Origin of the sequence: Streptomonospora salina (genome assembly GCF_014204715.1) — a bacterium.
Taxonomy (GTDB): domain Bacteria; phylum Actinomycetota; class Actinomycetes; order Streptosporangiales; family Streptosporangiaceae; genus Streptomonospora; species Streptomonospora salina.
On record NZ_JACHLY010000001.1, the window covers coordinates 1,748,480 to 1,773,756 of the forward strand.

General features: G+C 72.5%; 21 protein-coding genes. 12 read left to right on the forward strand and 9 right to left on the reverse strand.

The annotated features are described in order from the left end of the window. Window positions 1-307 precede the first annotated feature (307 nt). Together HNR25_RS07785 and HNR25_RS07790 are read left to right on the forward strand one after the other, a co-directional pair. Window positions 308-1,246 carry a DUF3592 domain-containing protein gene (locus HNR25_RS07785; protein ID WP_184634014.1) on the forward strand — a complete coding sequence of 313 codons (939 nt, stop codon included), beginning with the start codon at window positions 308-310 and terminating at the stop codon, window positions 1,244-1,246. A 139-nt stretch (window positions 1,247-1,385) separates the two neighbouring features. Next, window positions 1,386-1,949 (forward strand): DoxX family protein, encoded by a 564-nt coding sequence (locus HNR25_RS07790; RefSeq protein ID WP_184634015.1) that lies wholly within the window; start codon window positions 1,386-1,388, stop codon window positions 1,947-1,949. Between the two features lie 115 nt (window positions 1,950-2,064). Here HNR25_RS07790 and rnhA read toward each other — a convergent pair whose 3' ends face one another. Both rnhA and HNR25_RS07800 read right to left on the reverse strand, forming a co-directional pair. Then, window positions 2,065-2,535, reverse strand: a complete 471-nt coding sequence (rnhA, locus tag HNR25_RS07795; protein WP_184634016.1) for a ribonuclease HI — start codon at window positions 2,533-2,535, stop codon at window positions 2,065-2,067. 10 nt (window positions 2,536-2,545) lie between these two features. Further along, window positions 2,546-3,397 (reverse strand): DUF817 domain-containing protein, encoded by an 852-nt coding sequence (locus tag HNR25_RS07800; RefSeq protein ID WP_184634017.1) that lies wholly within the window; start codon window positions 3,395-3,397, stop codon window positions 2,546-2,548. A 220-nt stretch (window positions 3,398-3,617) separates the two neighbouring features. Here HNR25_RS07800 and HNR25_RS07805 point away from each other — a divergent pair, with 220 nt between their 5' ends. Next, complete coding sequence (locus HNR25_RS07805) at window positions 3,618-4,664, forward strand: sulfotransferase family protein (RefSeq protein ID WP_312862406.1); 1,047 nt, start codon at window positions 3,618-3,620, stop codon at window positions 4,662-4,664. A gap of 721 nt (window positions 4,665-5,385) precedes the next feature. Further along, window positions 5,386-5,910, forward strand: coding sequence for a lytic polysaccharide monooxygenase auxiliary activity family 9 protein (locus HNR25_RS07810; protein WP_184634018.1), 525 nt, complete (start codon window positions 5,386-5,388; stop codon window positions 5,908-5,910). 183 nt (window positions 5,911-6,093) lie between these two features. Here HNR25_RS07810 and HNR25_RS07815 read toward each other — a convergent pair whose 3' ends face one another. The 3 genes from HNR25_RS07815 to HNR25_RS07825 form a co-directional block, all read right to left on the reverse strand. Then, the gene (locus HNR25_RS07815; RefSeq protein WP_184634019.1) at window positions 6,094-6,633 is read right to left on the reverse strand and encodes a DinB family protein; all 540 of its coding nucleotides are present in this window, start codon (window positions 6,631-6,633) and stop codon (window positions 6,094-6,096) included. 71 nt (window positions 6,634-6,704) lie between these two features. Then, window positions 6,705-7,457, reverse strand: a complete 753-nt coding sequence (locus HNR25_RS07820) for a L,D-transpeptidase family protein (protein WP_246463538.1) — start codon at window positions 7,455-7,457, stop codon at window positions 6,705-6,707. Window positions 7,458-7,566: 109 nt separating this feature from the next. Then, window positions 7,567-8,457, reverse strand: a complete 891-nt coding sequence (locus HNR25_RS07825) for an NAD(P)-dependent oxidoreductase (RefSeq protein WP_184634020.1) — start codon at window positions 8,455-8,457, stop codon at window positions 7,567-7,569. Window positions 8,458-8,810: 353 nt separating this feature from the next. On the opposite strand from HNR25_RS07825, the gene HNR25_RS07830 reads away from it, so the two are divergent. Then, a complete protein-coding gene (locus tag HNR25_RS07830; protein WP_184634021.1) occupies window positions 8,811-9,629 on the forward strand; it encodes a hypothetical protein in 819 nt (272 codons plus the stop codon). A 78-nt stretch (window positions 9,630-9,707) separates the two neighbouring features. Here the strand turns inward: HNR25_RS07830 and HNR25_RS07835 are convergent, their stop codons facing one another. Further along, the gene (locus HNR25_RS07835) at window positions 9,708-10,484 is read right to left on the reverse strand and encodes a bestrophin-like domain (RefSeq protein ID WP_184634022.1); all 777 of its coding nucleotides are present in this window, start codon (window positions 10,482-10,484) and stop codon (window positions 9,708-9,710) included. A 549-nt stretch (window positions 10,485-11,033) separates the two neighbouring features. On the opposite strand from HNR25_RS07835, the gene HNR25_RS07840 reads away from it, so the two are divergent. From HNR25_RS07840 to HNR25_RS07870, 7 genes are all read left to right on the forward strand, one after another. Continuing rightward, window positions 11,034-12,044, forward strand: a complete 1,011-nt coding sequence (locus HNR25_RS07840) for a LacI family DNA-binding transcriptional regulator (RefSeq protein WP_184634023.1) — start codon at window positions 11,034-11,036, stop codon at window positions 12,042-12,044. 202 nt (window positions 12,045-12,246) lie between these two features. Beyond that, a complete protein-coding gene (locus tag HNR25_RS07845) occupies window positions 12,247-13,485 on the forward strand; it encodes a sugar ABC transporter substrate-binding protein (protein WP_184634024.1) in 1,239 nt (412 codons plus the stop codon). Beyond that, entirely contained in the window at window positions 13,485-14,372 is an 888-nt protein-coding gene (locus HNR25_RS07850) for a carbohydrate ABC transporter permease (protein ID WP_184634025.1), read from the forward strand. Before HNR25_RS07845 ends, HNR25_RS07850 begins: the two co-directional genes overlap by 1 nt. A 2-nt stretch (window positions 14,373-14,374) precedes the next feature. Next, on the forward strand, window positions 14,375-15,202 hold the full coding sequence (locus HNR25_RS07855) for a carbohydrate ABC transporter permease (RefSeq protein WP_312862407.1): 828 nt from the start codon (window positions 14,375-14,377) through the stop codon (window positions 15,200-15,202). 81 nt (window positions 15,203-15,283) lie between these two features. Beyond that, a complete protein-coding gene (locus HNR25_RS07860; protein ID WP_184634026.1) occupies window positions 15,284-17,260 on the forward strand; it encodes a glycoside hydrolase family 31 protein in 1,977 nt (658 codons plus the stop codon). 140 nt (window positions 17,261-17,400) lie between these two features. Next, a complete protein-coding gene (locus HNR25_RS07865) occupies window positions 17,401-20,418 on the forward strand; it encodes a glycoside hydrolase family 3 C-terminal domain-containing protein (RefSeq protein ID WP_312862408.1) in 3,018 nt (1,005 codons plus the stop codon). Between the two features lie 308 nt (window positions 20,419-20,726). Then, window positions 20,727-21,752, forward strand: coding sequence for a PRC and DUF2382 domain-containing protein (locus HNR25_RS07870; RefSeq protein ID WP_184634027.1), 1,026 nt, complete (start codon window positions 20,727-20,729; stop codon window positions 21,750-21,752). Between the two features lie 170 nt (window positions 21,753-21,922). Here the strand turns inward: HNR25_RS07870 and HNR25_RS07875 are convergent, their stop codons facing one another. The 3 genes from HNR25_RS07875 to HNR25_RS07885 all read right to left on the reverse strand — a co-directional run bounded on the left by HNR25_RS07875 (window position 21,923) and on the right by HNR25_RS07885 (window position 24,920). Continuing rightward, window positions 21,923-22,486, reverse strand: a complete 564-nt coding sequence (locus HNR25_RS07875) for a dihydrofolate reductase family protein (RefSeq protein WP_184634028.1) — start codon at window positions 22,484-22,486, stop codon at window positions 21,923-21,925. A gap of 136 nt (window positions 22,487-22,622) precedes the next feature. Next, window positions 22,623-22,862: a hypothetical protein gene (locus tag HNR25_RS07880; protein WP_184634029.1), complete on the reverse strand. Its 240-nt coding sequence runs from the start codon at window positions 22,860-22,862 to the stop codon at window positions 22,623-22,625. A 243-nt stretch (window positions 22,863-23,105) separates the two neighbouring features. Continuing rightward, window positions 23,106-24,920 (reverse strand): phosphoenolpyruvate carboxykinase (GTP), encoded by a 1,815-nt coding sequence (locus HNR25_RS07885; protein WP_184634030.1) that lies wholly within the window; start codon window positions 24,918-24,920, stop codon window positions 23,106-23,108. Between the last annotated feature and the right edge of the window lie 357 nt (window positions 24,921-25,277).

Genomic DNA, 25,277 nt, shown 5'->3' on the forward strand with positions numbered 1-25,277 from the left:
CCACGTCCTTTACGATCCCGGCTCCCCCGCTGGCCTCCCCGCGTGGCGAGAGGTCCTCGACGCCGTCGAAACCGCCGCCGGAACGGGTTCGGTCCAACGGCCGTGAGCGTCGAAGGTGACCGGCCAATGTGCGGTGATCCGGTTCCGGCAGCGCACGAAGCGGGCACCGACGGCTCGGGGCCGGCGCGCCGCCGGGCGCCTGCACGCGCCTGCCGGGCACCCGACGGCCGATCGGGCCGCACGGACTCCGCGGGGTAGAGTACGCGGCGGTTGCAGTCTCCGACCGGTACAGGAAGGCGGGTGTCCCTTGTCGGTCGCCGTCGCGGTCGTCGCCGGGCTGGTCGCCGTCTTCGGCGCGTTCGGCGTGCTCTTCACCGTCCTGGGGCTGCGCGACCGGCGCAGGCGCCTGCGCCGCGAGGAGCACGGCGTCCGCACGCAGGCGACGCTGGTCGCGGTGGAGCCGGCGATCCCCGAGGAGCGCGGCCGCAACGAGCAGCCCTTCGTGCTCGCCTACGCCGACCCGGCCGGAAACCGCCACGAGCACCGGTTCACCCACGGGTTCGGCGGGATCGTCCCCGCCGAAGGCTGGCAGGTGGAGGTCCTGTTCGACCCGCAGGACCCCGACAACGTCTCGATCACCGGCAACCCCTACCTGCACGGCGTCGACGGCGCCGACGCCGCCGCGGCCCCTGCGGCGCGGCAGTGGCTGATCGCCGCCCTCGCCGCCGCGACCGCCCTGCTCGCGGTGGGCGGGCTCGCCCTCTTCGCCTTCGCCCCGGTGCTCTACAGCCCGGACGCGCCCGCCTACACGCGCTCCTTCCTCGCCGGCTGCGCCCTGATCTTCTTCGCGGCGGCGGTGGCCATCGCGGGTGCGGGGACCGATCTCCTCATGACGGCGCTGCGCAAGCGCCGCACCGCCGCCACGGCCGCGGGCGTCGTCACCCAGACCTGGACGGAGGTCCGCCGCGGCGGCGCCGACTCCGCCGATACGCGCGTCCACCCCTATGCGGTGCGGTTCGCGCTGCCCGACGGCCGGCAGGTGCACCGGCGCGCCTACGACACACCCGGCCGCGACCGCAACAGCCCCGGCCGGCGGGTCGAGGTGACTTACCAGCCCGCCGATCCGGCCTCGTTCACCGTGGGCGGTCCGGGGCGCCTGCTGCGGGGGCCCGTGCTGATCGCGCTCTTGGGGCTGGTGTTCGCCGTCCCCGCTGCGATCCTCGCGGCCGTCGCCGCCGCGGTGTGAGCCGCGGCGCCCGGACCGGTTCCCGACCGCACCCGCGGCCACCTTTCGGACCTGCGCAAACGGGTAGCGGGGGCGCGGACTCGACCCGTGCGCCAACGGGTCCGGGCAGGGTTCGCACGAGGATGTGGAGGTTCGCACCATGGGACGTGTTTCGCCGGACGACGTGACCGCGTTGGTCTTCCGCACCGGGCTGGGGGCGACGCTGTTCGCCCACGGGACGCAGAAGCTGCTGGGCTGGTTCAACGGCGGCGGCTTGGAGGCCACCGCCGACGGGTTCCACAGCATGGGCTACCGGCCGGGCCGACAGAAGGCCGCCGTCGCCGGCCTGTCCGAAAGCGCGGGCGGCGTCGCGCTGGTCCTGGGGCTGGCCACACCTGCCGGCGGGGCGGCGGTCGCCGGTGCGATGAGCGTGGCTGCCGAGCTCCACGCCCCTAACGGCTTCTTCAACACCGAGGGCGGACTGGAGTACCCGGCGCTGATCGCGCTGGGTGCGGCGGCGCTGGTGGGGCGCGGGCCGGGGCGGCTGTCGCTGGACGAGCTGACCGGGCACGCATTGGACCGTCCGTGGATGCGCATGGTGGCGCTGGCCTCGGTTCCGGTGGCCGTAGGCGCGGTGGTCGCCGCCAAGCAGCGCACCCTCGCCCAGGAGGCCGCCGGGAACGACGCCGCCGGCCCGGGCGCCGCCGAGGGCGGTACGGACTGACGGCAGGCGGGTCGGCGCGCTCGGCGGGACGGGCGCGAGCACGCGATGCGGGGCGCTTCCGGTGGGCGAGGGGTCAGCGCAGCGCGCCGTGTGCGGCTCGATGCCCGGTGTCGGCTCAGCCCGAGCGTGCCTCGTCCCGTCCGCGGCAGGCCAGGGAGTCGGCGCGCTCGTTGCCGGTGTCGCCGCTGTGCCCGCGCACCCAGTGCCACTGGACGCGGTGGCGGGTGGCGGCGGCGTCGAGGCGCTGCCACAGGTCGGCGTTTTTGACCGGGCGCTTGGCGCTGGTCACCCACCCCGAGCGCTTCCATCCGCGGATCCAGGACGTGATTCCGTTGCGGACGTAGGTGCTGTCGGTGTGCAGGTGCACCGGCAGCGGCCGGGTGAGTGCTTCCAGCGCCATGATCGCGGCCGTCAGCTCCATGCGGTTGTTGGTGGTCGCGGTTTCGCCGCCGTAGAGCTCTTTGGTGTGGTCGCCGTAGTGCAGCACCGCGCCCCAGCCGCCGGGGCCGGGGTTGCCCGCGCAGGCGCCGTCGGTGTGGATCCGCACCGCCTGCTGCGGGGCGGCGTCTTCGTGGCTCGTTCGCACGCGGGGCAATCTACCGTTCCCGGGGGCGGCGCGGAGCCGGGCTCACCCGCCCGCGGCCGGAGTACTTCCAGGTCGCGACGATGACACAGGCCACCGTCACCAGCAGCGCCCAGGCGCCGAACTTGGCCGGATGCACCAGGTGCCACACGTCGGCCTGGTGCGGGTACTCCCAGGCGCCCAGATAGGTCGCGATGTTCTCGGCCACCCACAGGAAGAACCCGATCAGGACGAACGACAGCGCCAGCGGCATCCGGTAGCGGACCCCGCCCACGGTGAAGCGCACCGTCACGCCCCACGTCACCGCGACCATGGCCGCCGCCAGCAGCACGCGCAGGTCCGGAAACCAGTGGTGGGTCAGGAAGTTGGCGTAGATGCCCGCAGCCACCAGCGCCGTGGCGGCGGTGCGGTAGCCCGCGAACTCCAGATCCAGGCGGCGCCAGGCCTGGCACACGTAGCTGCCCACCGCGGCGTAGAGGAACCCGCTGTAGAGCGGTACCCCGCCGAACTTGGTCAGCGCGTCGCCGGGATAGCTCCACGAACCCATGTGCACTTTGACCAGCTCGAACACCAGGCCCACGAGGTGGAACCCGGCGACGGCGAGCGCTTCGGCGCCGGTCTCCAGCCGGGTGGCCCAGAACAGGCCGGTCAGGGCGAGGCCGTACAGCAGCAGTGCGTCGTAGCGGGCGATCGGCAGCGGCACCGCCGAAGACAGCGCGAGCCCGACGAACAGGCCCGCCGCGAACAGGCACGCCAGCGACTGCTGCCGGGCGAAGCGCAGCAGCTGCGGCGGCCGGAACCAGTCGGCGAGGGTGGCCGGGCGCGGCTCGTCGGCGGATGCGGCCCCTCGGGATTCCGCCGCCATAGGGGGCCTCCTCTCCGGGGCCCGCCCGGTTCGGCTGCGTGCGTCGGCCAGCATGCCAGAGGCGGTCCGCGCGCCCGACGGCGCGGTGGCCGGACCCGGCGCCGACGCTGCGGATCGCTCCCCGGCGCGGGATAGGCTGTCCTGGTCACTCCGGCCCGCCGGGCCGGAAGGGCGCCGCGCCGGAACTCTGGATCCCGTAACGATGGACGGTGGCTGACCTGTGGACGGCTGGCCCTCCCCCGCCGAGCGCATGATCATCATCCTGGGGTGCCCGCGATCGGGCACGACCCTGCTGCAGCTGATGCTGCACGCGCATCCGCGGATCGCGATCCCGCCGGAAACGCGGTTCATGCTCGACGTGTACCGCCGCAGGTCGGAGTTCGGCGACTTGCGGGAGAGCGCGAACCGCAGGGAACTGGCCGAGGCGATCGTGGGTCCGCGCAACACCCGCTACCGCGACCTGAAGCTGGACCGCGACGAGACCGTGGCGGCGATCGCCGGCGGGCCGCCGACGGTCGGCTCGGCGCTGGGAACCGTGTTCCGCCAGTACGCGCGCCGGTTCGACAAGCCGCGCTGGGGCGACAAGCGGCCGGGCTACTACCAGGCGGTCGAGGAACTGCACCGGATGTTCCCCAGCGCCCAGTTCATCCATCTGATCCGCGACGGGCGCGACTGCGTCGGCTCGCTCAAGCAGATGCCCTGGTACAAGCAGACCAGTTACCACGCGATCAGCACCTGGGCCGAAGCGATCGACTACGGCCGCGCCGCCGCCCGCCGACTGGGCCCCGACACGTTCCACGAGCTGCGCTACGAGGACCTGATCGCCGATCCCGAGCGCGCGCTGTCGGCGGTGTGCGGCTTCCTCGGCGAGGAGTTCGACCCGGTCATGTGCGAGCCCCACCGGGTCGCCAACAGCGCCGTACCCAAATTCAAGACCTGGCACAGCAACACCCGCCGCGACGTCACCTCCTCCAGTTCGGGCTCCTGGCAGAAGCGGCTGGAGCCGTGGGAGGCGGCGTTGGCCGAGACGGCGCTGGGGTCGCGGCTGCGGGCGAACGGATACGAGCTTTCGGGCACTCCGCGCCCTTCTGCCGGGCACCTCGCGCGCTACCTGCGGGTGAGCACCAGGCGGCGGCTGGCCCACCGCAAACGCACCTGGCGCGACCGGGCGCGGCGGCTGCGCGATCCGGAGTCGGGCGTCGCCATCGTCACTTCCGCGGACGGTTCGGCGGCCTCCGGCGGGCGCCCGGCGGGCACCGACGTCTGAGGCCGGACACGGCCACCTCGGCCTGGGACGCCGCTCGTCTACCGCGCGGTCGCTTCGCTGCGGCCCCGCGCGTCACCCCGACCCCGCCCCGGATCTGCGGGTCTGCCCCTTCGACGCCTCCGAACCCGGCGCTCCGGATCCGGAGGCGTCGGATGCCGGCGACGCCGAATGTGACGGCACAGTGACACTCCCCTTACCCGTGCGCGGCCCTCGGGCGGCCGCGCACCGGAGGGCGCGGTCGACCCCTCCGGTCTAGACCGGGACGTGCACCACGGCCGCAACAGTCCTGCTCGAACGCCGCGAAAGCGGCGGCGGGCGGACGATACCGGTCGCCCCCGGAGGCGCGGAAAACAGCGCACACACCGCGGAAATTGTTCGGGATAACCCGGCGCATCAGCACCTTGACGGGGTGTGTGGCGCCATTTACGGTCATAACCACTCGATACAGAGGAATTCCCGGTATCCGGGCCGGCGGCTCCCGGGAATTCACGAACGACACCGTTATACCGACTCCGGAATTTCCGCGCTGTGTGGAATGCGGCGCCGTTCGACCGGAACCCGCCGCCCCCGGCCGGGCACCGGGCCCGCTCCACGGGACCGGAGACAGCATCGGGTTCTCCCTCCCCGACGACACCCCGCTGCGGCGGCGCCCTGCGCCCCCACCCGATGCCCGGCCCCGGGCCGGCGCGCAAGGCGGCGCCAACCGACACGAAGGACTTCTATGAACCTGAAGAAGGCGACCTTCTCGACCGCGGCCGTCGCGGCCGTCACGCCCCTGCTGTTCGCGCTGATGCCCGCGGGCACCGCCAGTGCGCACGGCTATGTCTCCTCGCCGCCCAGCCGCCAGGCCCAGTGCGCGGCCGGCACGGTGGACTGCGGCCAGATCCAGTGGGAACCGCAGAGCGTCGAGGGCCCCAAGGGCCTGACCAGCTGCCACGGCGGCAACGGCCGGTTCGCCGAGCTCGACGACGACAGCAAGGACTGGGAGGTCACGCCGGTCGGCACCAACCTCGGCTTCACCTGGTCGCTGACCGCGTTCCACTCCACCTCGACGTGGCAGTACTTCATCGGCGACGACATGGTGGCCTCCTTCGACTACGGCGGCGCGCAGCCGCCCTCCACCGTCCACCACCAGGTGGACCTGAGCGGCTACAGCGGCCAGCAGAAGATCCTGGCCGTGTGGAACGTCGCCGACACCGCCAACGCGTTCTACTCCTGCGTCGACGTCAACGTCGGCGCCGCCTGAGCCCGCTCACGGCTCGGCACCGCGGCCCGCCCGGACACCCTGCGGCGTCCGGGCGGGCCGTCCGCATAGCAAAAGCGGCGGATTCCGCCCGGCGGTTTCTCCCGGAGGAATCGCCGCCCCGACCGCAGAAAACGAATCGGTCGCCGATCCGGCGGAGCGGATCCCGACCGGAGGACCGGCGGTTCACATTCCGGTGCTGCCGTCCAGCCGCTCCCGCAGCAGGTCGGCGTGCCCGTTATGGCGGGCGTATTCGGCGATCATATGCACGAGGACCGCACGCAGCGAGACCGGAACCCCCGTGCGCTTGCGAATGCCCGTATCCTCCAGCGCGGCCGCGGCGGTGATCTCACGCGATCGGTCGGCCTCCCGCCGCCATTGGGCCAGCGCCTGAGCCGGATCGCCGCCGGTGCCGTGGAAGTCGAGGTCGGGATCGTCGTCGGCGTAGTGGAGCAGCGACACGTCCTCGCCGGCGAACTGGATGCGGAACCACCACCGCTCGGTCCCGGCCACGTGGCGCAGGAGTCCGTGCAGCGACAGCTCCGAGGGCGGCACCGCGCGTTCGGACAGCCGGTCGGCGTCCAGGCCCGCGCACTTGAGTTCCAGCGTGCTGCGGTGCCAGTCGAGGAACGCCGTGAGCGTCTCACGCTCGCCGCCGGCCTCCAGCGGGTCGGGCCGCGGGTCATCCGCCAGGCGCGGCGAATAGAACTGCGGTTCGTCGGTCATGTCCTGCTCCTCGTGTTCACGTCGCCGCGCTCGCCGACGGTCCGAATCGGTCCCGGTGGGCGCGGCCCGGGTCAGCGAACGACGACCGGTGTGCCGTTGTCGACGTGGCCGTTGGCCCACAGCCAGTCCATGGCGGAAACGCTCACCCGTACGCAGCCGTGCGAGGCCGGGGCGGGCGGCACCGAACGGTAGCCGTGCACGGCGATACCGCCGTTGAAGTACGCGGGCCGGTACAGCGAGCCCAGCGGCCCCTCGTCCCAGGCGTCGACGCGGCGGAAGACGCCGTACTCGCCGGTGGGGGTGACCGCGACCTTGGTCTCGCCCTCGGAGGTGTAGGTCTCCCCAGAACCGGTGGAGGTGTTCAGGACATGCCGCACCTCGCCGTCGCGGACCACCAGCAGCAACTGGCGGTCCAGATCGACCTCCAGTACCTCGCCCCAGGAGCTGCTCGCCTCGGGCACCGGCCCCTCCTCCAGCGCCGCGCGCGTGTCGGGGCCGACCACCCCGTCGCGCGCGATGCCCGCCGCCTTCTGCACGGCGAACACGGCCTGGCTGGTACGGACGTCGAACTCGCCGTCGGCGGGTCCGAGCCAGTACCCCAGTGCCGTGAGGCGCTCCTCGGTCTCGCGCACCGCGGGACCGGAGTCGCCCAGGCTGAGCAGCGGCTGCCGACCCTCCTGGGCCGGGACCGCCGGCGGCGCGGCAGCGGGAGCCGCAGCGGCGTGCGCCGCCGCGCTCCACCCGCCCGCCGCCACTGCCGTCATCGCGACGCAGGCCGCGAACCTGGTGCATCGAATACGCATGCCCGACGTGTGTGTGTCCATGGGCGTGTTTTACCCGCGTTTGACCCGTGGCATGACGCCCGGATGTGTCCTCGGGGACACCACCGGCGCGCTCGGCCGGGTCGGGGTCGGCGAGCAGGTCCTGCGCCTACTAGCGCTCCGGGAAGCTCGCGTAGTACCCGGCGGCCATGTCCTCGTCGCCGTGGCCGGACTCGGCTGCGCGGCGCATGCGCTCCTCGCTCGCGGCGGCCAGGTCCAAGCGCACACCCGCCGCTTCGCCCGCCTCGCGGACCAGGCGGGCGTCCTTGTAGGCGTTGGCCACGGTGAAGCTGGGCGTGTAGTCGCCGCCGAGGATGGCACCGGCCTTGGCGTGCAGGTAGCCGCTGTCCAGCGGTCCGCCCGAGACCAGGTCCAGGAAGGTGCGCGGGTCCACGCCCAGGCCTTCGGCGAGCGCCACGGCCTCGCCCGTGGCCGACGACAGCGCCAGCACCCAGCTGTTGGCGACCAGCTTCAGCCGGCTCGCGTCCCCGGGCCGCTCCATGCCCACCGTGCGGGACCCGATCGCGTCGAACACCGGATCCAGGCGCCGGCGGGCCGGGGCGGGGCCTGCCGCCAGGACGATCAGGGCGCCCTGCTCCGCGGGCGCGCGGGTGCCCAGCACAGGGGCGTCGACGAACTCCATCCCGAGGTCGGCGGCGCGCCCGGCCAGGCGCTCGGCGGCGGCCGCGCCCACGGTCGTGGTCTGCGCCCAGACCGCGCCCCGGGGCGGGGTGAGACCGGCCATCACCGACTCGACCGCGTCGCCGTCGGTGAGCATGGTGACGACGATGTCGGCGTCGGCGACGGCTTCGTCCGGAGTGGCGGCGACGGTGCATCCCGCATCGGCCAGCGGCCGCGCCTTGGCGGCGGTGCGGTTCCACACCCGCACCGGAGTGCCGGCGGCCGCGATGTTGCGTGCCATGGGCGCGCCCATGATCCCGGTGCCCAGGACGGCGACGCGGGAAGTACCGGTCGGCGGAGTCGAAGGTTCGGTTGCGCTCATGCCCGCGTGCTACCCGCACCGCCCGGCGGGCAACATCGCCGCGGCGCACGGTTCGCCCGATCGACCTGGCCTCCTGGTGGGGCGTTCGGCGGTCCGGGGCGGGCTCCGGATTCACGGCCGTTCGCTGCTGGAGAATCGGTCCGGGCACCGGCGAGAAACCGGAAACACAACGAAAACGCCCGACGTCACACTGTTTCGGTCCGCTGCGAACCGCTGACGCGGCCGAGCGATTCGCGACGCAGCGGACGGGGGCCGCGGCTGTGCGCCGCGCGGATCGCACCGGGTCCGGGCGGGTCCGTGCTATAAGGAACAGCGTCCAGCCGACGCCGCCTGTACGAGGAGTTCCGACGCCCATGGCCCGAGGACGCGCCTGCACCGGCGGTCTGCGCCGCGCGCGGCTGCGCGTGTGCGTGTTGGCCGCGTTCGCCGCCCAGTCCGCGTTCTGCGGCGAACTGTCCTACGCCGGTCCACTGGCCGAGGTGGCGGTCGGCGCCGCAGTATCGGCGGGGACCGCGGCGCCTTCCGGTCCGCCGGAGCAGCCGGAAGCACCCCGGCCCTACGACCCGCCCGAGTCCCCGGCCGGACAGGCCCCCTCCGACACTCCGCACCCGCCCGATCCGCCCGAGTCCTCGCAGGCTCCCGAACTTCCCGCTCCGCCGCACCCGTCCGACGCACCGGAAGCGCCGGAAGCGCCGGAAGCGCCGCAGCCCCCGGACGCACCGGACTCCCCGGACCCGCCGCAGCCACCCGAAACACCGCACTCGCCCGAGCCGCCGCAGCCGCCGATCCCACCCGAGTGCCCCGCCCCTCCGGCCCCGCCCGTACCGCCGGAGGCGGAGCCCGGCCCCGTACCGCCGCCCGAACCGGAACCCGCGCCGGCAGCGCCGCCCCCATCGGCCGAGGCGGCCCCGCCCGTTGCACCGGAGCCGGCTCCGGTGCCCCCGGCCGCGGCCGGACTGCTGCAGCGGCCCGAACCGCCGGCCCCGGCCTCGTCTCCGTCCCCGTCCGCGTCCCGGACGCAGCCGCCCGCGGACGCGCAGTTCGCCGTGGCCCCGCTGCCCGGAAGCCCGGAGCGCAGCGGCCCCGACGGATTCCAGCCGATGCAGGTCATGGTGGTCGTCGTGCTGATCGCCGTCGCGGCGGCCGTCGGATCCGCGGGCGCTCGCCGCTAAGCGCCCACCGGCACGCGCAAGCGGCTCCGGCATCCGTCCCACCGCCGGGCCGGAGCCGCTGCGTCGCGGCGCGGACGCTCAGCCGCCCGCGATGGCGGCGTCGATGCGGTCGAAGCCCTCCAACGCGTCCTGGAACGCCTCGGGGTCGCTCGCCAGCACCCCGGAGTAGGGGTTGTCCAGGAAGAGCAGCGCGATCAGCGTCGCCGCCACGAAGGCCAGGTTCACCAGCGCCCAGAAGACCCGCGCCCGGGAACCGCGCAGCTGCATGCCGAACGGCAGCACCACCACCGCGAGCCCGCTCACCGCCGTGGCCAATGTGACGAAGCGGGGGATGTGGTCGCCCGCCGCATCGGCGCGCTGCACCCGCGCTTGCCCGAGATCGGTGACGTTCTGCCGGGTCTGCAGGCTCTCCACCGCGGTGGCGGGGTCGTCGGAGGGCACTCGGTCGACGCTGACGCGCAGGCGGTCCAGTGCGGCGGAGGCGCCGTCGTCGAGCTCGCGGCGCTCGACCATCGACGGCCAGTCGTCGCGGACGACCGCGCGGACGTAGTCGCGCACATCGGCGCGCACCCGCGCCCCGTCCTCGTCGGGGAACGAGGCGGTGTTCCAGTACAGGGCGGTGGCGTGGCCGGCCTCCGCCACGGAGCCGTCTTCGGCACCGCGGTTGTTCTCCCAGCCGATGACCAGGCCCATCGCCAGCGATATGAGGTAGATGGACAGCACGCAGGGGGCGATGACGGTGCCGATCGGGCCGTCGGAGTCGTCGGTGGAGATGACGAACTTGCGCGCCACCACGATGCCGGCGACCAGGAGCAGGGCGAGCGCGACGAAGACCACGATGAGACTGAGTGTCATGGCTATCCTGAATCGAGAATTTCGGGCGGTTCTTCAAGCCGGAGTCGAGCGGCCTCGGCTTTCGCGGTTCGAGGCGAGGAATCGTTCCCGACCGTTTACGATTTACCATCCACCCCTGCGGAACCCGGCCGTCCCGCTTCTGCACGAAAGCCGCGAAGAGCCCCGCCACCGACGATCGGGCACACGCACGGAACCCGTTTCGGCGCGCCTGAACCGCCGTACCTCGGCAGACGTCCGGGCGGCATCGGATTCCGGTCGTCGACGCCGTGTGAGTACCGCTGTGGACCCGGCGAGAAGCCGCCGGCATGCACAGGGGTACGCGCCCGCACCTGGCCACCAGGCCGGAAGAATATATGCCGAGAATCCGGGAATTCCCGAACTCGGCCGAATCAGGCGCGCGGATCCCGGAAACCACTCGGACCGGCAGTGCGGCCGACCGGTGGCCGTGGACGGGCGAGGCGGCACCCGGCGGACCGCACCCATTGCACCCCCGGGTGTGATGCGCGTAACATCCACCGAAGTCGAAGCGGTTCGACACAGGAGGCCGAGATGCGCATATCCGACGTCGCCCGGCACGCCGGAGTGTCCCCCAGCACGGTCTCCTACGTGCTCAGCGGCAAGCGGTCGATCTCGCCGTCCACCCGCGAACGGGTACTGGAGAGTATCGACGTACTCGGCTACCAGCCGCACGCGGGGGCCCGCGCACTGGCCAGCAACCGCTCGAACGTGATCGCCCTGGTCGTCCCGCTGCGACCGGGCATCCACGTGCCGGTCGCCATGCAGTTCGCCGTCTCCGTGGTCACCAGCGCGCGCGACCGCGAACACGACGTCCTGCTGCTCACCCAGGCCGAGGGCGAGAGCGGACTGCGCCGCGTCGCCGGAACGTCCATGGTCGACGGCATCATCGTCATGGACGTCGAGGTCGACGACGCACGCATCCCGACGCTGCGCTCACTGTCCCACCCCTCGGTACTGATCGGCGTACCCGCCGAAACCCAAGGGCTGACCTGCATCGACCTCGACTTCGAAGCCGCCGGGCGCGCCTGCGTGGCCCACTTGGCCGACCTGGGCCACCGCGAGATCGCGCTGATCGGCCAGCCGCCCTCGGTCTACGAGCGGCGCACCGGCTTCGCCGAGCGCACCGTCGCCGGGTTCGAGGCCGAGGCCGACGAGCGGTCCGTCGACGCGACCATCGTGCCCTGCGACGCCGCTCCCTCCGCGGTCGCCTCGGCGGTCACCGCGCTGCTGCGCGAGCGCCCCGGCGTCACCGGTCTGGTGGTGCACAACGAACCGGCCCTCACCCCGCTGCTGGACGCCGTGCGCGACCTCGGCCGCGAGGTGCCCGCCGACCTGTCGGTCGTGGCCATCGCGCCCGACGACCTCGCCACCGATACTTCGCCGCCGCTGACCTCGGTGAGCCTGCCCGCCGAAGAAGTGGGCGGGCGCGCCGTGTCCCTGCTCACGGACAAGTTGAACGACCTCGGTCCCCCGGAAGTGACTCTGCTTCCGCCGCGCCTCGTGCCGCGGGCGAGCGCCGCAGCCCGACCCGCCCTGTCCTGAACCGCCCCCGACCTCTCGTCACATGTCGCACCGGGCCATCCCCCTGTAGTCGACCACCGAGCCGCCGGCCGCACCACCCGTCCGGCCGCGCGGACCACCGGCCCCACCCCCTGCCGCTTCCGCACCGCTCCCGTTCCCATTCCCGTTCCCGTTCCCGTCGCTCAGCGCAATCGAAGCGCTTCGACAACGTAAGGAGCGCACCATGCTGTCAACGCACATCCCCCGCACTCCCCGCCTGCGCGGATCCTCCGCCGTGGTCGCCGCCGGCCTGCTCACCCTGTCCACCGCCTGCACGGGCACGGGCGGCGACGAGGAGGTCGCCTCGCTCACGGCGATGGACTACAACCTCGCCGAGCCGCAGAACGGCACCACCGCCACGATGCTCGACGAGTGCGGCGAGCAGGCCGGCGTCGATATCGAGCGCGACGCCCAGCCACGCGACCAGCTCATGCCGCGGCTACTGCAGGGCGCCTCCCAGCAGGACCTGCCCGACCTGATGCTCGTCGACAACCCCGACCTGCCCCAGATCGCCGCCACCGGGGCGCTGCTTCCGCTGGACGAAGCCGGATTCGACACCGGCGGCTACTACCCCAGCGTGCTGGAGGCCGGCACGCACGAGGACACCCTCTACGGCATCGCCCCGGGCGTGAACGGGCTCGCCCTGTTCACCGACACCGCCAAGCTCGACGACGCCGGCGTCGATCCCCCGCAGACCTGGGACGAGCTGCGCGACGCCGCCGCCGAGCTCACCGAGGGCGATACCAAGGGCCTGGCGTTCTCGGCCATCGGCCACGAAGAGGGCACCTGGACCTTCGAGCCGTTCCTGTGGAGCAACGGCGCCACGCTGACCGAACTCGACTCCCCTGAAGCGGTCGAGGCCCTGGAGCTGTGGTCGGACCTGGTCGAGGAGGGCTCGGTCGCCCAGTCGGCCGTCAACTGGTCCCAGGCCGACGTCAACGACCAGTTCCTCGGCGACCGCGCCGCCATGATGGTCAACGGCTCGTGGCAACTGCCGGTACTCGACGACGAGGACGTCGGCTACGACGTGGTCCCCCTGCCCGTCCCCGAGGCCGGATCCGACCCCGCCACCCCCATGGGCGGCGAGGTCTGGGCCGTCGCGCGCAACGGCGGCGAGCGCGAGGAGAAGGCCGTCGAGGTGCTGCAGTGCCTGCTCAGCGACGACAACATGCGCCAGTGGGCCGAGCTGAACGCGTACGTGCCCGCCAAGGAGGAGGCGGCCGAACAGCTCGCCGAAGACGACCCGCAGATGGCGCCGTTCGTTGAATCCGTGCCCAGCGCCCGGTCGCGCACCGCCGAGCTCGGCGAGGACTACCCCGACGTGTCCACGGCGATCGCCGACGCCGTCCAGGAGGCCCTCGCCGGATCGGCCTCGGCCGAGGAGGCGCTGAGCCGGGCGCAGCAGTCCGTTCCGGAGAACTGATGCCGGCCCGTATCGGGTTCCTCGCACCCATCGTCGTCTTCCTGGTCCTGTTCTTCGGGTACCCCCTGGCGGCCAATGTCGCCATGTCCCTGCGGGAGTACACCGCCGCGTCGTTCTACACCGGCGAAGCCCCCTTCGTCGGGCTCGCGAACTACGCGGCCGTGATGGGCGACCCGGTCTTCACCACGGCGGTGGCCAACACCGCGGTGTTCACCGCGGCCTCGCTGCTGTTCCAGTTCGGCATCGGGCTGGCGCTGGCCGTGTTCTTCCAGCGGCACTTCCCGCTGAACGGGATCCTGCGTTCGCTGCTGCTGATCCCGTGGCTGCTGCCGCTGGTGGTCTCGGGAACGGTGTGGCGATGGATCTTCGACCAGCAGTACGGGATCCTCAACCAGACCCTGCTGGGGCTCGGGGTGATCGACTCCGCCGTGCCCTGGCTGTCGAGCACGGCGATCGCGCTGCCGTCGGTGACCGTCGCCAACATCTGGGTCGGCATCCCCTTCAACATGGTCATCCTCTACGGCGGTCTGCAGAGCATCCCCGCCCACCTGTACGAGGCCGCGTCCCTGGACGGCGCAGGCCCCTGGCAGCGGTTCCGGCACGTCACCTGGCCGCTGCTGCGCCCGGTGAGCGCGGTGGTGCTGATGCTCGGACTCGTCTACACGCTGAAGGTGTTCGACGTGATCATGGTGCTCACCCAGGGCGGGCCGGCCAACGCCACCCAGACCCTGACGACCTGGTCGTACTCGCTGTCCTTCGGCGAGCTGGACTTCGGGCTCGGCGCGGCCGTCGGCAACCTGCTGATCGTCGTCGCGCTGCTGTTCTCCGTGGTCTACCTGCGGGGGCTGCGCTCGTCCGCACCGGCGACCGCGCGGAAGAGGAGGTAGCCGTGGCCGTGCACAGAAGGGTGCGTACCGCGTTGACCACGGTGGTCGCGGTGGCCGTCGTCGGAGTACTGCTGTTCCCGCTGTACTGGATGGTCAACGCCTCGCTGCAACCGGCCACCGGCCTGCTGCAGACCCCGCCGCGCTGGTTCCCGGTCGACGGGACCCTGGACGGCTACCGCAGCGCGCTGCAGAGCCAGGGGCGGCCGCTGCTCAACAGCGTCGTCGTGGCCGCGGGCACGGTGGCGCTGACCCTCGCACTGTCGGTGCCGGCGTCCTACGCGCTCAGCCGGTTGCGGGTGCGCGGCGCGGGGGTCGTCATGTTCGCGCTGCTGCTGGTGCAGATGGTGCCCGGGATCGTGATGGCCAACTCGCTGTATGCGGTGATGAACCAGACCGGGCTGCTGAGCACGTATGCGGCGCTGATCCTGGCCGATTCGACCATCGCCGTGCCGTTCGCGGTGCTGATTCTGCGGGCGTTCATGGTCACCATCCCCGCCGAACTGGGCGAGGCGGCCATGGTCGACGGCGCCGGCCACACACGTGTGCTGTGGTCGGTCGTCATGCCGGTCAGCCGCAACGCGATGATCACCGCGGCGCTGTTCGCGTTCCTGTTCGCCTGGGCGGACTTCTTGTTCGCGGTGACACTGAACTCCGACGAAGCGGTCATGCCGGTCACGGTCGGCATCTACCGCTTCATCGGCGCCCACACCGCCGACTGGAACAGCGTCATGGCGACCGGCGTGATCGCTTCCATACCCGCCGCCATCCTGCTCGTCGTCGCCCAGCGCTACGTCGCCGCCGGAGTCACCGGCGGCGCGCTCAAAGACTGACCCCGCCCCGCCGCGACGGGAGCCGGGCGTCCCGCCCACCGGCTGCAACCGGCCACCGGCGATAAAAGGAAAGGACAACGCGTGCTGCACGAAATCGACGGCGGCATCGAATGGCACGGCGGCCACCAGGTCGTGCGCGTCGACCCCTGGGGAACCGACAGCGTCCGCGTGCGGGCCGGGCTCCACCGGCTCCGCTCCGACATCCCCGGCGCCCTGGGCGAGCGCCCCGGAACCGGGGCCGAGATCCGCATCGAGGGCGGAGCCGCCCGGCTGGCCAACGGCGCGATCACCGCCGAACTCGGCGACGACGGAATGCTGCGGTTCCTGCGCAGCTCCTCCCGGGAGGAGCTGCTGGCCGAGCAGCGCGCGCACTTCTGGTGGCCCGGCCCGCGCGCCTACACCTCCACCGGCAACGGCTACTACCGCATCGAGCAGCGCTTCGCCGCCTACGAAGGCGAGCGGCTGTTCGGCCTGGGCCAGCACACCCACGGCCTGCTCGACCAGAAGGGCGCGGTGCTCGACCTCGTGCAGCGCAACGCCGAGGTCTCCGTCCCGTTCCTGGTCTCCTCGCGGGGCTACGGGATGCTGTGGAACAGCCCCGCTGTGGGCCGGGTGGAGCTGGCGGGCAACGGCACCCGCTGGGTGTCCGACAGCGCCCGCCAGATCGACTACTGGGTCACCGCCGGCGCCGACCCGGCCGCGACCATGGCCAACTACGCCGAAGCCACCGGCCGCGCGCCGATGCTGCCGGAGTGGGCGTCGGGGTTCTGGCAGTCGCGGTTGCGCTACAAGACCCAGGACGAGCTGATGGAGGTGGCGCGCGAGCACAAGCGGCGCGGGCTGCCCCTGTCGGTGATCGTCGCCGACTTCTTCCACTGGACCCACCTGGGCGACTGGAAGTTCGACCCGGCGGAGTGGCCCGACCCCGCGGGGATGGTGCGCGAGCTGCGGGAGATGGGCACCGAGCTGATGGTGTCCGTGTGGCCCTCGGTCAGCCCGCTGTCGGAGAACTTCTCCGAGATGCTGCGGCGCGGCCTGCTGGTGGCCACCGAGCAGGGGCCGCCGGTCCACGCCGACTGGGCCGACAAGGGCGTCGAAGGCAAAGTGCAGGTGTCCTTCTACGACGCCACCAACCCGCATGCCCGCGCGTTCGTGTGGGACGCGGTCCGGCGCAACTACCACGACCTGGGCGTGCGCGTGTGGTGGCTGGACGCCGGCGAACCCGAGATCAAACCCGGCCACCAGCACAACCTGCACTACCACGCCGGCCCGGGCGCCGAGGTGGCCAACATCTACCCGGCCGAGCACGCGCGCGGGTTCTACGAGGGCATGCGCGCGGCGGGGGAGTCCGAGGTCGTGACACTGTGCCGCTCGGCGTGGGCGGGAAGCCAGCGCTACGGCGCCGCCCTGTGGTCGGGCGACATCGCCGCGACGTTCGCGTCGCTGCGCACGCAGATCCGCGCGGGACTGAACGTGGCGATGTCGGGAATCCCGTGGTGGACCACCGATGTCGGCGGTTTCCACGGCGGCGACCAGGAGTCCCCGGAGTACCGCGAGCTGCTGGTGCGCTGGTTCCAGTACGGGGTGTTCTGCCCGCTCCTGCGTCTGCACGGGTTCCGCGAGCCCTTCGTCGACGACCTGCACCCGCAGATGTCGGGCGGACCCAACGAGGTGTGGTCCTACGGCGAGGAGGCCTACGGCCGTCTGCGCGAACTGCTGCTGCTGCGCGAGCGGCTGCGCCCCTACGTCATGGAGCAGATGCGCGCCGCCCACGAGCGCGGCCTGCCGCCGATGCGCCCGCTGTTCGTGGACTTCCCGGGCGACGCCCGCGCGTGGGGCGTCGACGACGCGTTCATGTTCGGTCCCGACGTGCTGGTCGCCCCGGTGACCGAGTACGGGGCGCGCGAGCGCGACGTGTACCTGCCGGAGGGGGTCCGCTGGCAGAACCCCTACACCGGCGACGTGCTCCCCGGGGGAGCGCCGGTGCGGCTCGCGGCCCCGCTGGAGCGCGCTCCGGTACTGGTGCGCGAGGGCGCATCGGTGCCCGTGGCCGGCTGACCGGCCCTCCGCCGCGGCCGCCGCCTTCCGCCGGCGGCCGCGCGCACCACCCGCGGGACGCGATCCCGCCGAGACCGAACCCGACCGCCCGAATCCGAGAAGAAGAGCGATACACGACCGACACGAAGCGAGGTAGGACCGTGAACCGGAGCATCCCCCAACCACCGCCCCCGACCGGTGACTCCCCTCCCCCGCGCGCCCCGGCGGCGCGCGCCGCCGCGGGACTCCGCGGTGCGCTGCGGCGTACCGCGGCGCTCGCCCTGGCGGCCGTCCTCGCCGCGGGAACGGCCGCCGCCCCCGCGTCGGCCGAGGACCTCCCGTTCCGCGACCCCGACCTGTCCGTCGACGAGCGGGTCGCCGACCTGCTGGGGCGGCTGACCCGCGACGAGAAGATCGCGATGCTGCACCAGTACCAGCCGGCGATCCCCCGGCTGGACATCGGTGCCTTCCGCACCGGTTCGGAGGCGCTGCACGGCGTCGCCTGGCTGGGCGAGGCGACCGTGTTCCCCCAGTCGGTGGGTCTGGGCGCCACCTGGGACACCGGGCTGGTGGAGCGCGTCGGCGGCGCCACCGGCACCGAGATGCGGGGCTTCCACGCCCAGGACCCCGCCGCGCACGGGCTCAACGTGTGGGCTCCGGTGGCCGACCCGCTGCGCGACCCCCGCTGGGGGCGCAACGAGGAGGGCTACTCCGAGGATCCCGCCCTCGTCGGCGCGATGACCGACGCCTACACCGGCGGCCTCAGCGGCGACGACGACTTCTACCTGAAAACCGCCCCGACCGTGAAGCACTTCGCCGGCTACAACATCGAGGAGCGGCGCGATCGGGTCTCGGTCACCGTTCCGCCGCGTGCGCTGCACGAATACGTCTATCCGGCGTTCCGGCCGGCCATCGAGTCGGGCAACGCCACCGGGGTGATGGCCGCCTACAACAAGCTCAACGGGCGGCCCGCCCACGTGTCGCCGCTGCTGGAGGACGTGCGGTCCTGGTCCGAGGACGAGACCATGATCGTCAGCGACGCCTACGGTCCGTCCAACGTGGCCGGCAGCCAGGACTACTACGACGACCACGCGCAGTCGCACGCCGCGATGCTCAAGGCGGGCATCGACAGCTACACCGACCAGGACGCCGACCCCTCGCTGACCGTCGACGCCGTCACCTCGGCCTTGGAGCAGGGGCTGATCACCGAGGACCACGTCGATGCGGCGGTGGGCCGCAGCCTGTCGATCCGGTTCCGGCTGGGCGAGTTCGCCCCGGACGCGCGCAACCCCTACTCCGGCATCGGGCCGGAGGCCATCGACACCCCCGAGCACCGCGAGCTCGCGCGGGAGGCCGCCACCGAGCAGATGACGCTGCTGAAGAACGACGGCGCGCTGCCCCTGGACGCCGAGCAGGACGGCGACGTGGCGGTGGTGGGCCCGCTCGCCGACACCCTCTACGAGGACTGGTACAGCGGCACGATGCCCTACGAGGCCACCCCGGCGGGCGGGATCGCCGACCGGCTCGGCGGGGACGGTTCGGTCACCGCGGCCGAGGGCGCGGACCGCATCCGCCTGACCACGCCCGAGGGCGGCGCGATCACGGCTTCCTCCGCCGCGGACGGCGGGGCGCTGCGTGTGCAGGACTCCGGCGAAAGCGCCGACGCCCAGGGCATCAGCGTCTTCGAGTGGGGCGAAGGCGTGGTGACTCTGCGCACCGAGGCCAACGGCAAGACCGTGGGCCTGGGCGAAGGCAACCGCCTGTTCAACGACCAGGAGCAGCCCAACGGGTGGTTCGTCCAGCAGCTGTTCCGCTTCGAGGAGGTCGGCGACGGCCAGGTGGTGCTGAAGTACGACGGCTACGACGAGTGGAACCAGAAGTACGTTTCGGTCGGCGCGGACGGCGCGCTGACCGTCGACGCCGACACCCGCGACCAGGCCGCCCGCTTCGAGAAGGAGACGCTGGCCGACGGCGCCGACCAGGCCGTCGAGGAGGCTTCCGGCGCGGACGCGGCGGTGGTCGTCGTGGGCAACATGCCCTTCATCAACGCCCGCGAGACCGACGACCGCGAGGACATCGCGCTGCCGAAGGCGCAGCGGGAGCTGGTCCGGGCGGTCACCGAGGCCAACCCGAACACCGTGGTGGTGCTGGAGTCCAGCTACCCGCAGGCGATGCCCTGGGCGCAGGAGAACGCCCCGGCGCTGCTGTGGACCTCCCACGCCGGCCAGGAGACCGGGAACGCGTTGGCGTCGGTGCTCTACGGCGACGCCAACCCGGCGGGCCGGCTGCCGCAGACCTGGTACCGGTCGGCCGAGGACCTCCCGGCCATGAACGACTACGACGTCATCGACTCGGGGCACACGTACCAGTACTTCGAGGGCGATCCGCTGTACGCGTTCGGGCACGGGCTGTCCTACACCGATTTCGAGTACGGCAAGCCCGAGCTGGACCGCAAGCGGATCGGCGCGGACGGCACGGTGACGGTACGGGTGCCGGTGACCAACACCGGAGAGCGCGGCGGCGACGAGGTGGTGCAGCTCTACACCAGCCAGAAGCGTTCGCGGGTGCAGCAGCCGGCCAAGGAGCTGCGCGACTTCGAGCGGGTGCACGTCGAGGCCGGTGAGACCGCCGCGGTGGAGTTGGAGATCGACGCGGCCGATCTGGCGTTCTGGGACGTCACGAGCGGATCGATGGTCGTGGAGCGGGCGAAGCACGACGTGCTGGTCGGGTCCTCGTCCGCAGACATCCGGCGCACGGCCCGCATCAAGGTCGACGGGGAGCGCATCCCGCCCCGCGACCTGTCCGACGACATCCGCGCTGCCGACTTCGACCGGTACTCGCCGGGCGCCGAGCTGGTCGACGAGACCAAGGCACAGGGCGACGCCGTCGAGGGGGCGGAGGGCGACTGGATCGCCTTCGACGACTCCGATCTGCGCGGTCTGTCGTCGTTCACCGCCCGGACGGCCCGGTCCCAGGACGGTGCGGCGGGCCTGGAGGTCCGCGTCGGCTCGCCCGAGGGGCGCCTGCTCGGCACCGCCGAGGTGCCCGCCACCGGCGGCGTGTACGCGTACACCGAGACGACGACCGAGCTGAAGCGGACCGGCGGCCGGCACCGCGACGTCTACCTGGTCTTCACCGGGGACCTGCGGCTGAGCGGATTCTCCCTGACCACGGGGTAGTCCGGGACGGCGGAACCGCACTCTCAGGGCCGGCCCCGCAGCGGCGGGGCCGGCCCGCTCGTGTCCGGGGCCCACGCGGCCCTCGCTCGTGGCCGCCGGCGGGCGGTCCTCGACGGCGGCGGTCGTGCGACGACCCCGGTAGCGGCCGGAGAGGCTGCCCGGGGACGTGTAAACAGCATCTTTAATGTCGGCTTTGATTGCTTAACGCCCGTATTGCGCCTTGTTATGGCGGTAACTATCACTATGACGCTTCGGGTGCACCTTCGCCGAGCGCCACCGAAGCCGCAGCGATTCGGGAGGGATTCGCGATGGCGACACAACTGGGCGCGGGGCGGCTGATCGGCCACCGCGTCCTGGACAACCAGGGCAGCAGCGTCGGGAAGATCGGCGAGGTCTACTACGACGACGAAACCGATGTCGCGAAGTGGGTGACGGTCCGGACCGGCCTCTTCGGCACCCGGGAGAGCTTCGTGCCGCTTCAGGAGGCCGACCAGGTCGAAGACGACATCCAGGTCCCCTACGACCGCCAGACCGTCAAGGACGCGCCGCACTTCGACGCCGGCCAGCACATCTCGGCCGACGAGGAGAGGCGGATCTTCGAGCACTACGAGCGGGCGCGCTCCGGCGTCCCCGGACAGCGCGGAAGCTCTGAGGAGATGCCCGCAGGCGAGACGGAAGACGGCCGCCGCTCGGCCTCTGGCACGGGCGCGGGCACGATGGAGGCGGAGACCGGGACGGGCGCGGCGGCCGCGGACACCGCCGAGGCGGAGACCGGAATGCGCCCGGACGCCGGAACCGGCACCGACGAAGCACGTGCCGCCGGCGCCGCCGGAACGGACATGCCCGGATCGGCGCCGGACGCCGCCGCCGACACGGCCGAATCCGGTTCCGGGACCGCCGCCGACACGGCGGCCGGCGCCGAAGCCGCTGCGGGCGCGGAGAGCGAGACGGGCTCCGGCGCGGAGGCGGCCGTGATGACGCGCTTCGAGGAGCTGGTCCGCGTCAGCACCGAGCGCGCGGAGTCCGGCCGCGTCCGCCTGCGCAAGCACGTCGAAACCGAGGAGTTCCAGGAGACCGTGCACCTGACCCGCGAGGAGATCACCGTAGAACGCGAGCCCGTGGAGGGCTCCGGACACGGCGACACCCGGATGGAGGCCGACGACCAGGAGATCGTTCTGTACGAGGAGCACGCCACGATCTCGAAGGAGTCCGTTCCCGTCGAGCGGGTCCGTGTCCGCAAGCACGAAGTCACCGAGCGGCAGCCGGTCCGCGGCGAGCGGCGCAAGGAACGCGTCGAACTGGAGGACGAGGACTTCCAGGAACCGCCCCGGTAGCGGAGCGGGTGAGCACCGCCGTCCGCGACCCGAGCGCGGACGGGGCGGCCCCGACGTTCCCGCGTCGCGGCGGTGGTGTGCTGATGCGGCGCCGCTCGAAGCGGACCCGCTCGCGCCGCCGGCCCTCGCCGGGGACCCGGCCCCTGTTTTCGAGGAACCCCGGCGCCCGATCACGGGGTGTCGACGGTGTAGTCCAGGTACACGGTTCCGTTGGCGAAGCGGCGCTCGTCCCGCAGTGCCAGATCGAGGCGGAGCCCGTCGGGCAGGGCGCGGGCGCCGCCGCCGACCACCGCCGGGACGAGGTACAGGCAGCACCGGTCGACCAGCCCCGCTTGGAAAGCGTGGGCGGCGAGTCGGGGCCCGGAGACGGAGATGTCGCTGCCGGCCTCGGCTTTGAGGCGGCGGATCCCGTCGGGGTCGAAGCGCCGCTGGAGGCGGGTCCTGGCGGTGGAAGGGCCGTCGAGCGTGGTCGAGTACACGATCTTGTCGGCGCGCTGCCAGATGCCCGCGAAGTCGCGCATGCGGGACGACTGCTCGGCCAGCGACGGGTCGGTCTCCCAGCCGACCATCATCTCATACATCCGGCGGCCGTAGAGATGCGTGCCGACCGGGCGCTCCTGGTCGTTGACGAAGGCCATCACCTCCGCGTCGGGCACCGCCCAATCGAAGCGGCCCTCGGCGTCGGCGATGTAGCCGTCCACCGACGCGATCATCGAATAGACCAGTTCGGCCACCGTGCACCGCCCTTCCTCGGTCGGCCGCCGCAGCGGATCGGCAGCGGCTCGTCGCGGCGAGCCTAGACCGCGGCGCCGACGAACGGGCCGCGGCGCACCCGCCGCACCGCCCGCAGCGTCTCCAGGGGCGGCGGCACTACCCGCGCCGGGCCAGGTAGGCCACCGCTGCCGGGTACAGCAGGATCAGCACGAGGAACTGCGTAGTGACGAACCCCTGCGCGTCGGCGTCGAACAGCAGCGACGCGTAGGCGGCGACCGTGCTGGGCGGCAGGGCGACGGCGCCGAGGACGGCGAACGCGCCCGTGGTCAGCGCCCGGTCGCGCTCGTCCAGATGGCTGCCCGTGGCGTCCGATGGAATGTCAAGCCCACTTGTCACCTCGGGCGGTGCGCAGTACGACGGCCGGCGAGGGCGCGGAGGGGGCGGCCTCCCTCCGGCCCTCGCCGGCCGTCAGCGTGGCGGACCGGGCGCTCCGCTGCACCGCGATCCGTCGGTACCGCCGGCACGGCCCCACCCCTGGTGCGCCCGCCGTGCGGCGGCGCGGCGCGGGGGCCCTGTCAGCGGCGCCGCCGGGCCCGTCCGCCCTGTCGCCACGCGGGGCGGGCGGACCCGGCGGCGGGCTCAGCCCAGCCGGTTGAGCAGCGCGTTGTACTCGTCCCACAGCTCGCCGGGCAGCTGATCGCCGAAGGTCTTGAAGAACTCCGGGATCAGCGAGGCTTCCTCGCGCCAGGTTTCGGAGTCGACCGAGAGCAGGAACTCCAGGTCCGCGCGCGAGATGTCGAGTCCGCTCGTGTCCAGCGACTCGGGCGTGGGGACGTTGCCGATCGGGGTGCGCCGCGCCTGTGCCGTGCCGTCGAGGCGCTCGACGATCCACTTCAGCACCCGGCCGTTCTCGCTGAAGCCCGGCCAGACGATGCGGCCGTCGGCGTCCTTGCGGAACCAGTTGACGTAGAAGATCCGCGGCAGCTTCTCCGGGTCGGTCGCCCGGCCCGTCTCCAGCCAGTGGCCGAAGTAGTCGCCCATGTTGTAGCCGCAGAACGGCAGCATGGCGAAGGGGTCGCGGCGCAGCTCGCCGACCGTGCCCTCGGCCGCCGCCGTCTTCTCCGAGGCGACGTTGGCGCCCAGGAACACGCCGTGCTGCCAGTCGAAGGACTCGTTGGCCAGCGGCACCGCGGTGGCCCGGCGCCCGCCGAACAGGATCGCCGAGATCGGGACGCCGGCGGGGTCCTCCCACTCCGGAGCGATCGTCGGCGCCTGGCCGGCCGGCGTGGTGAACCGCGCGTTGGGGTGGGCGGCGGGCTCGTCGGAGTCCGGCGTCCAGTCGCGGCCCTTCCAGTCGATCAGGTGGGCCGGAGGCTCGTCGGTGAGCCCTTCCCACCACACGTCGCCGTCGTCGGTGAGGGCGACGTTGGTGAAGATGCTGTTGCCCCACAGCGCCTCGACGGCGTTGCGGTTGGTGGAGTCCCCGGTGCCCGGCGCGACGCCGAAGAACCCGGCCTCGGGGTTGATGGCCCGCAGCCGGCCTTCGTCGTCGTAGCGCATCCAGGCGATGTCGTCGCCGACCGTCTCGACCTTCCAGCCGGGCAGCGTCGGCGCGAGCATCGCGAGGTTGGTCTTTCCGCAGGCGCTGGGGAAGGCGGCCGCGATGTAGCGGGCCTCCCCCTGCGGCGGGGTGACCTTGAGGATCAGCATGTGCTCGGCGAGCCAGCCCTCGTCGCGTGCCATCACCGAGGCGATGCGCAGCGCGTAGCACTTCTTGCCCAGCAGCGCGTTGCCGCCGTAGCCGGATCCGAACGACCAGATCTCGCGCGTCTCCGGGAAGTGCGAGATGTACTTGGTGCTGTTGCAGGGCCAGGGGACGTCCGGCCGGCCCGGCTCCAGCGGGGCGCCGACGGAGTGCACGGCCTTCACGAACGAGCCGCGCTCCTCGATCAGCCGCAGGGCCGGCTCGCCCATGCGCGCCATGATCCGCATGGAGACGACGACGTAGGGCGAGTCGGTGATCTCCACGCCCAACTGGGAGATGTCGCCGCCCAGCGGGCCCATGCAGAACGGGACGACGTACATGGTGCGGCCGCGCATGCAGCCGTCGTAGACGTCGGCGAACGTCGCCCGCATCTCGGCGGGGTCGACCCAGTTGTTGGTGGGACCGGCGTCCTGCTCACGCTCGGAGCAGATGAACGTGCGGTCCTCGACCCGCGCGACGTCGCCGGGGTCCGACCGGCAGTAGAAGCTGTTGGGCCTCAGTTCCGGGTTGAGGCGGACGAACGTGCCCTTCTCGACCAATAGACCGGTGAGTAGCTCCCACTCGGCCTCCGAACCGTCGCACCACACGACCTCGTCCGGCCGTGTCAGGTCCGCTACCTCGCGAACCCAATCGGTAAGTTCCTCGTGGTCCGTGGGGGCCACATCCCGGCCCGTCACTTGTTGCGACACAGCGGCTCCTTCGTCAACGTCAGGTCCGCATCATCGTCGACCCCGCGCCGATCAGGCTAGTTGGCCTAGACAGCTGGTTTAGACCAATGGTCTATTGAGTCGCGATTCCCCTGCCCATCCCCGAATCCGGCGGCACCGCGCCGCGCCGCGGCGGCCCGACCACGGCGGTCGCGCCGCCGCGCGCCGACCGGGCCGCGCGGAGGCGCCGACGCACCCCCGCGGCCACCCGCGCGCCGACGCCGAACGGACGCCCGGCGACGCGAACCGTCGGCGAAACTTCATGGTTTCCGCAGGTCAGAACAGCAAAAGAACGATGCCGGCATGCGGAGGCGCCGCAGTCGCGCCGACCGCGGCCGG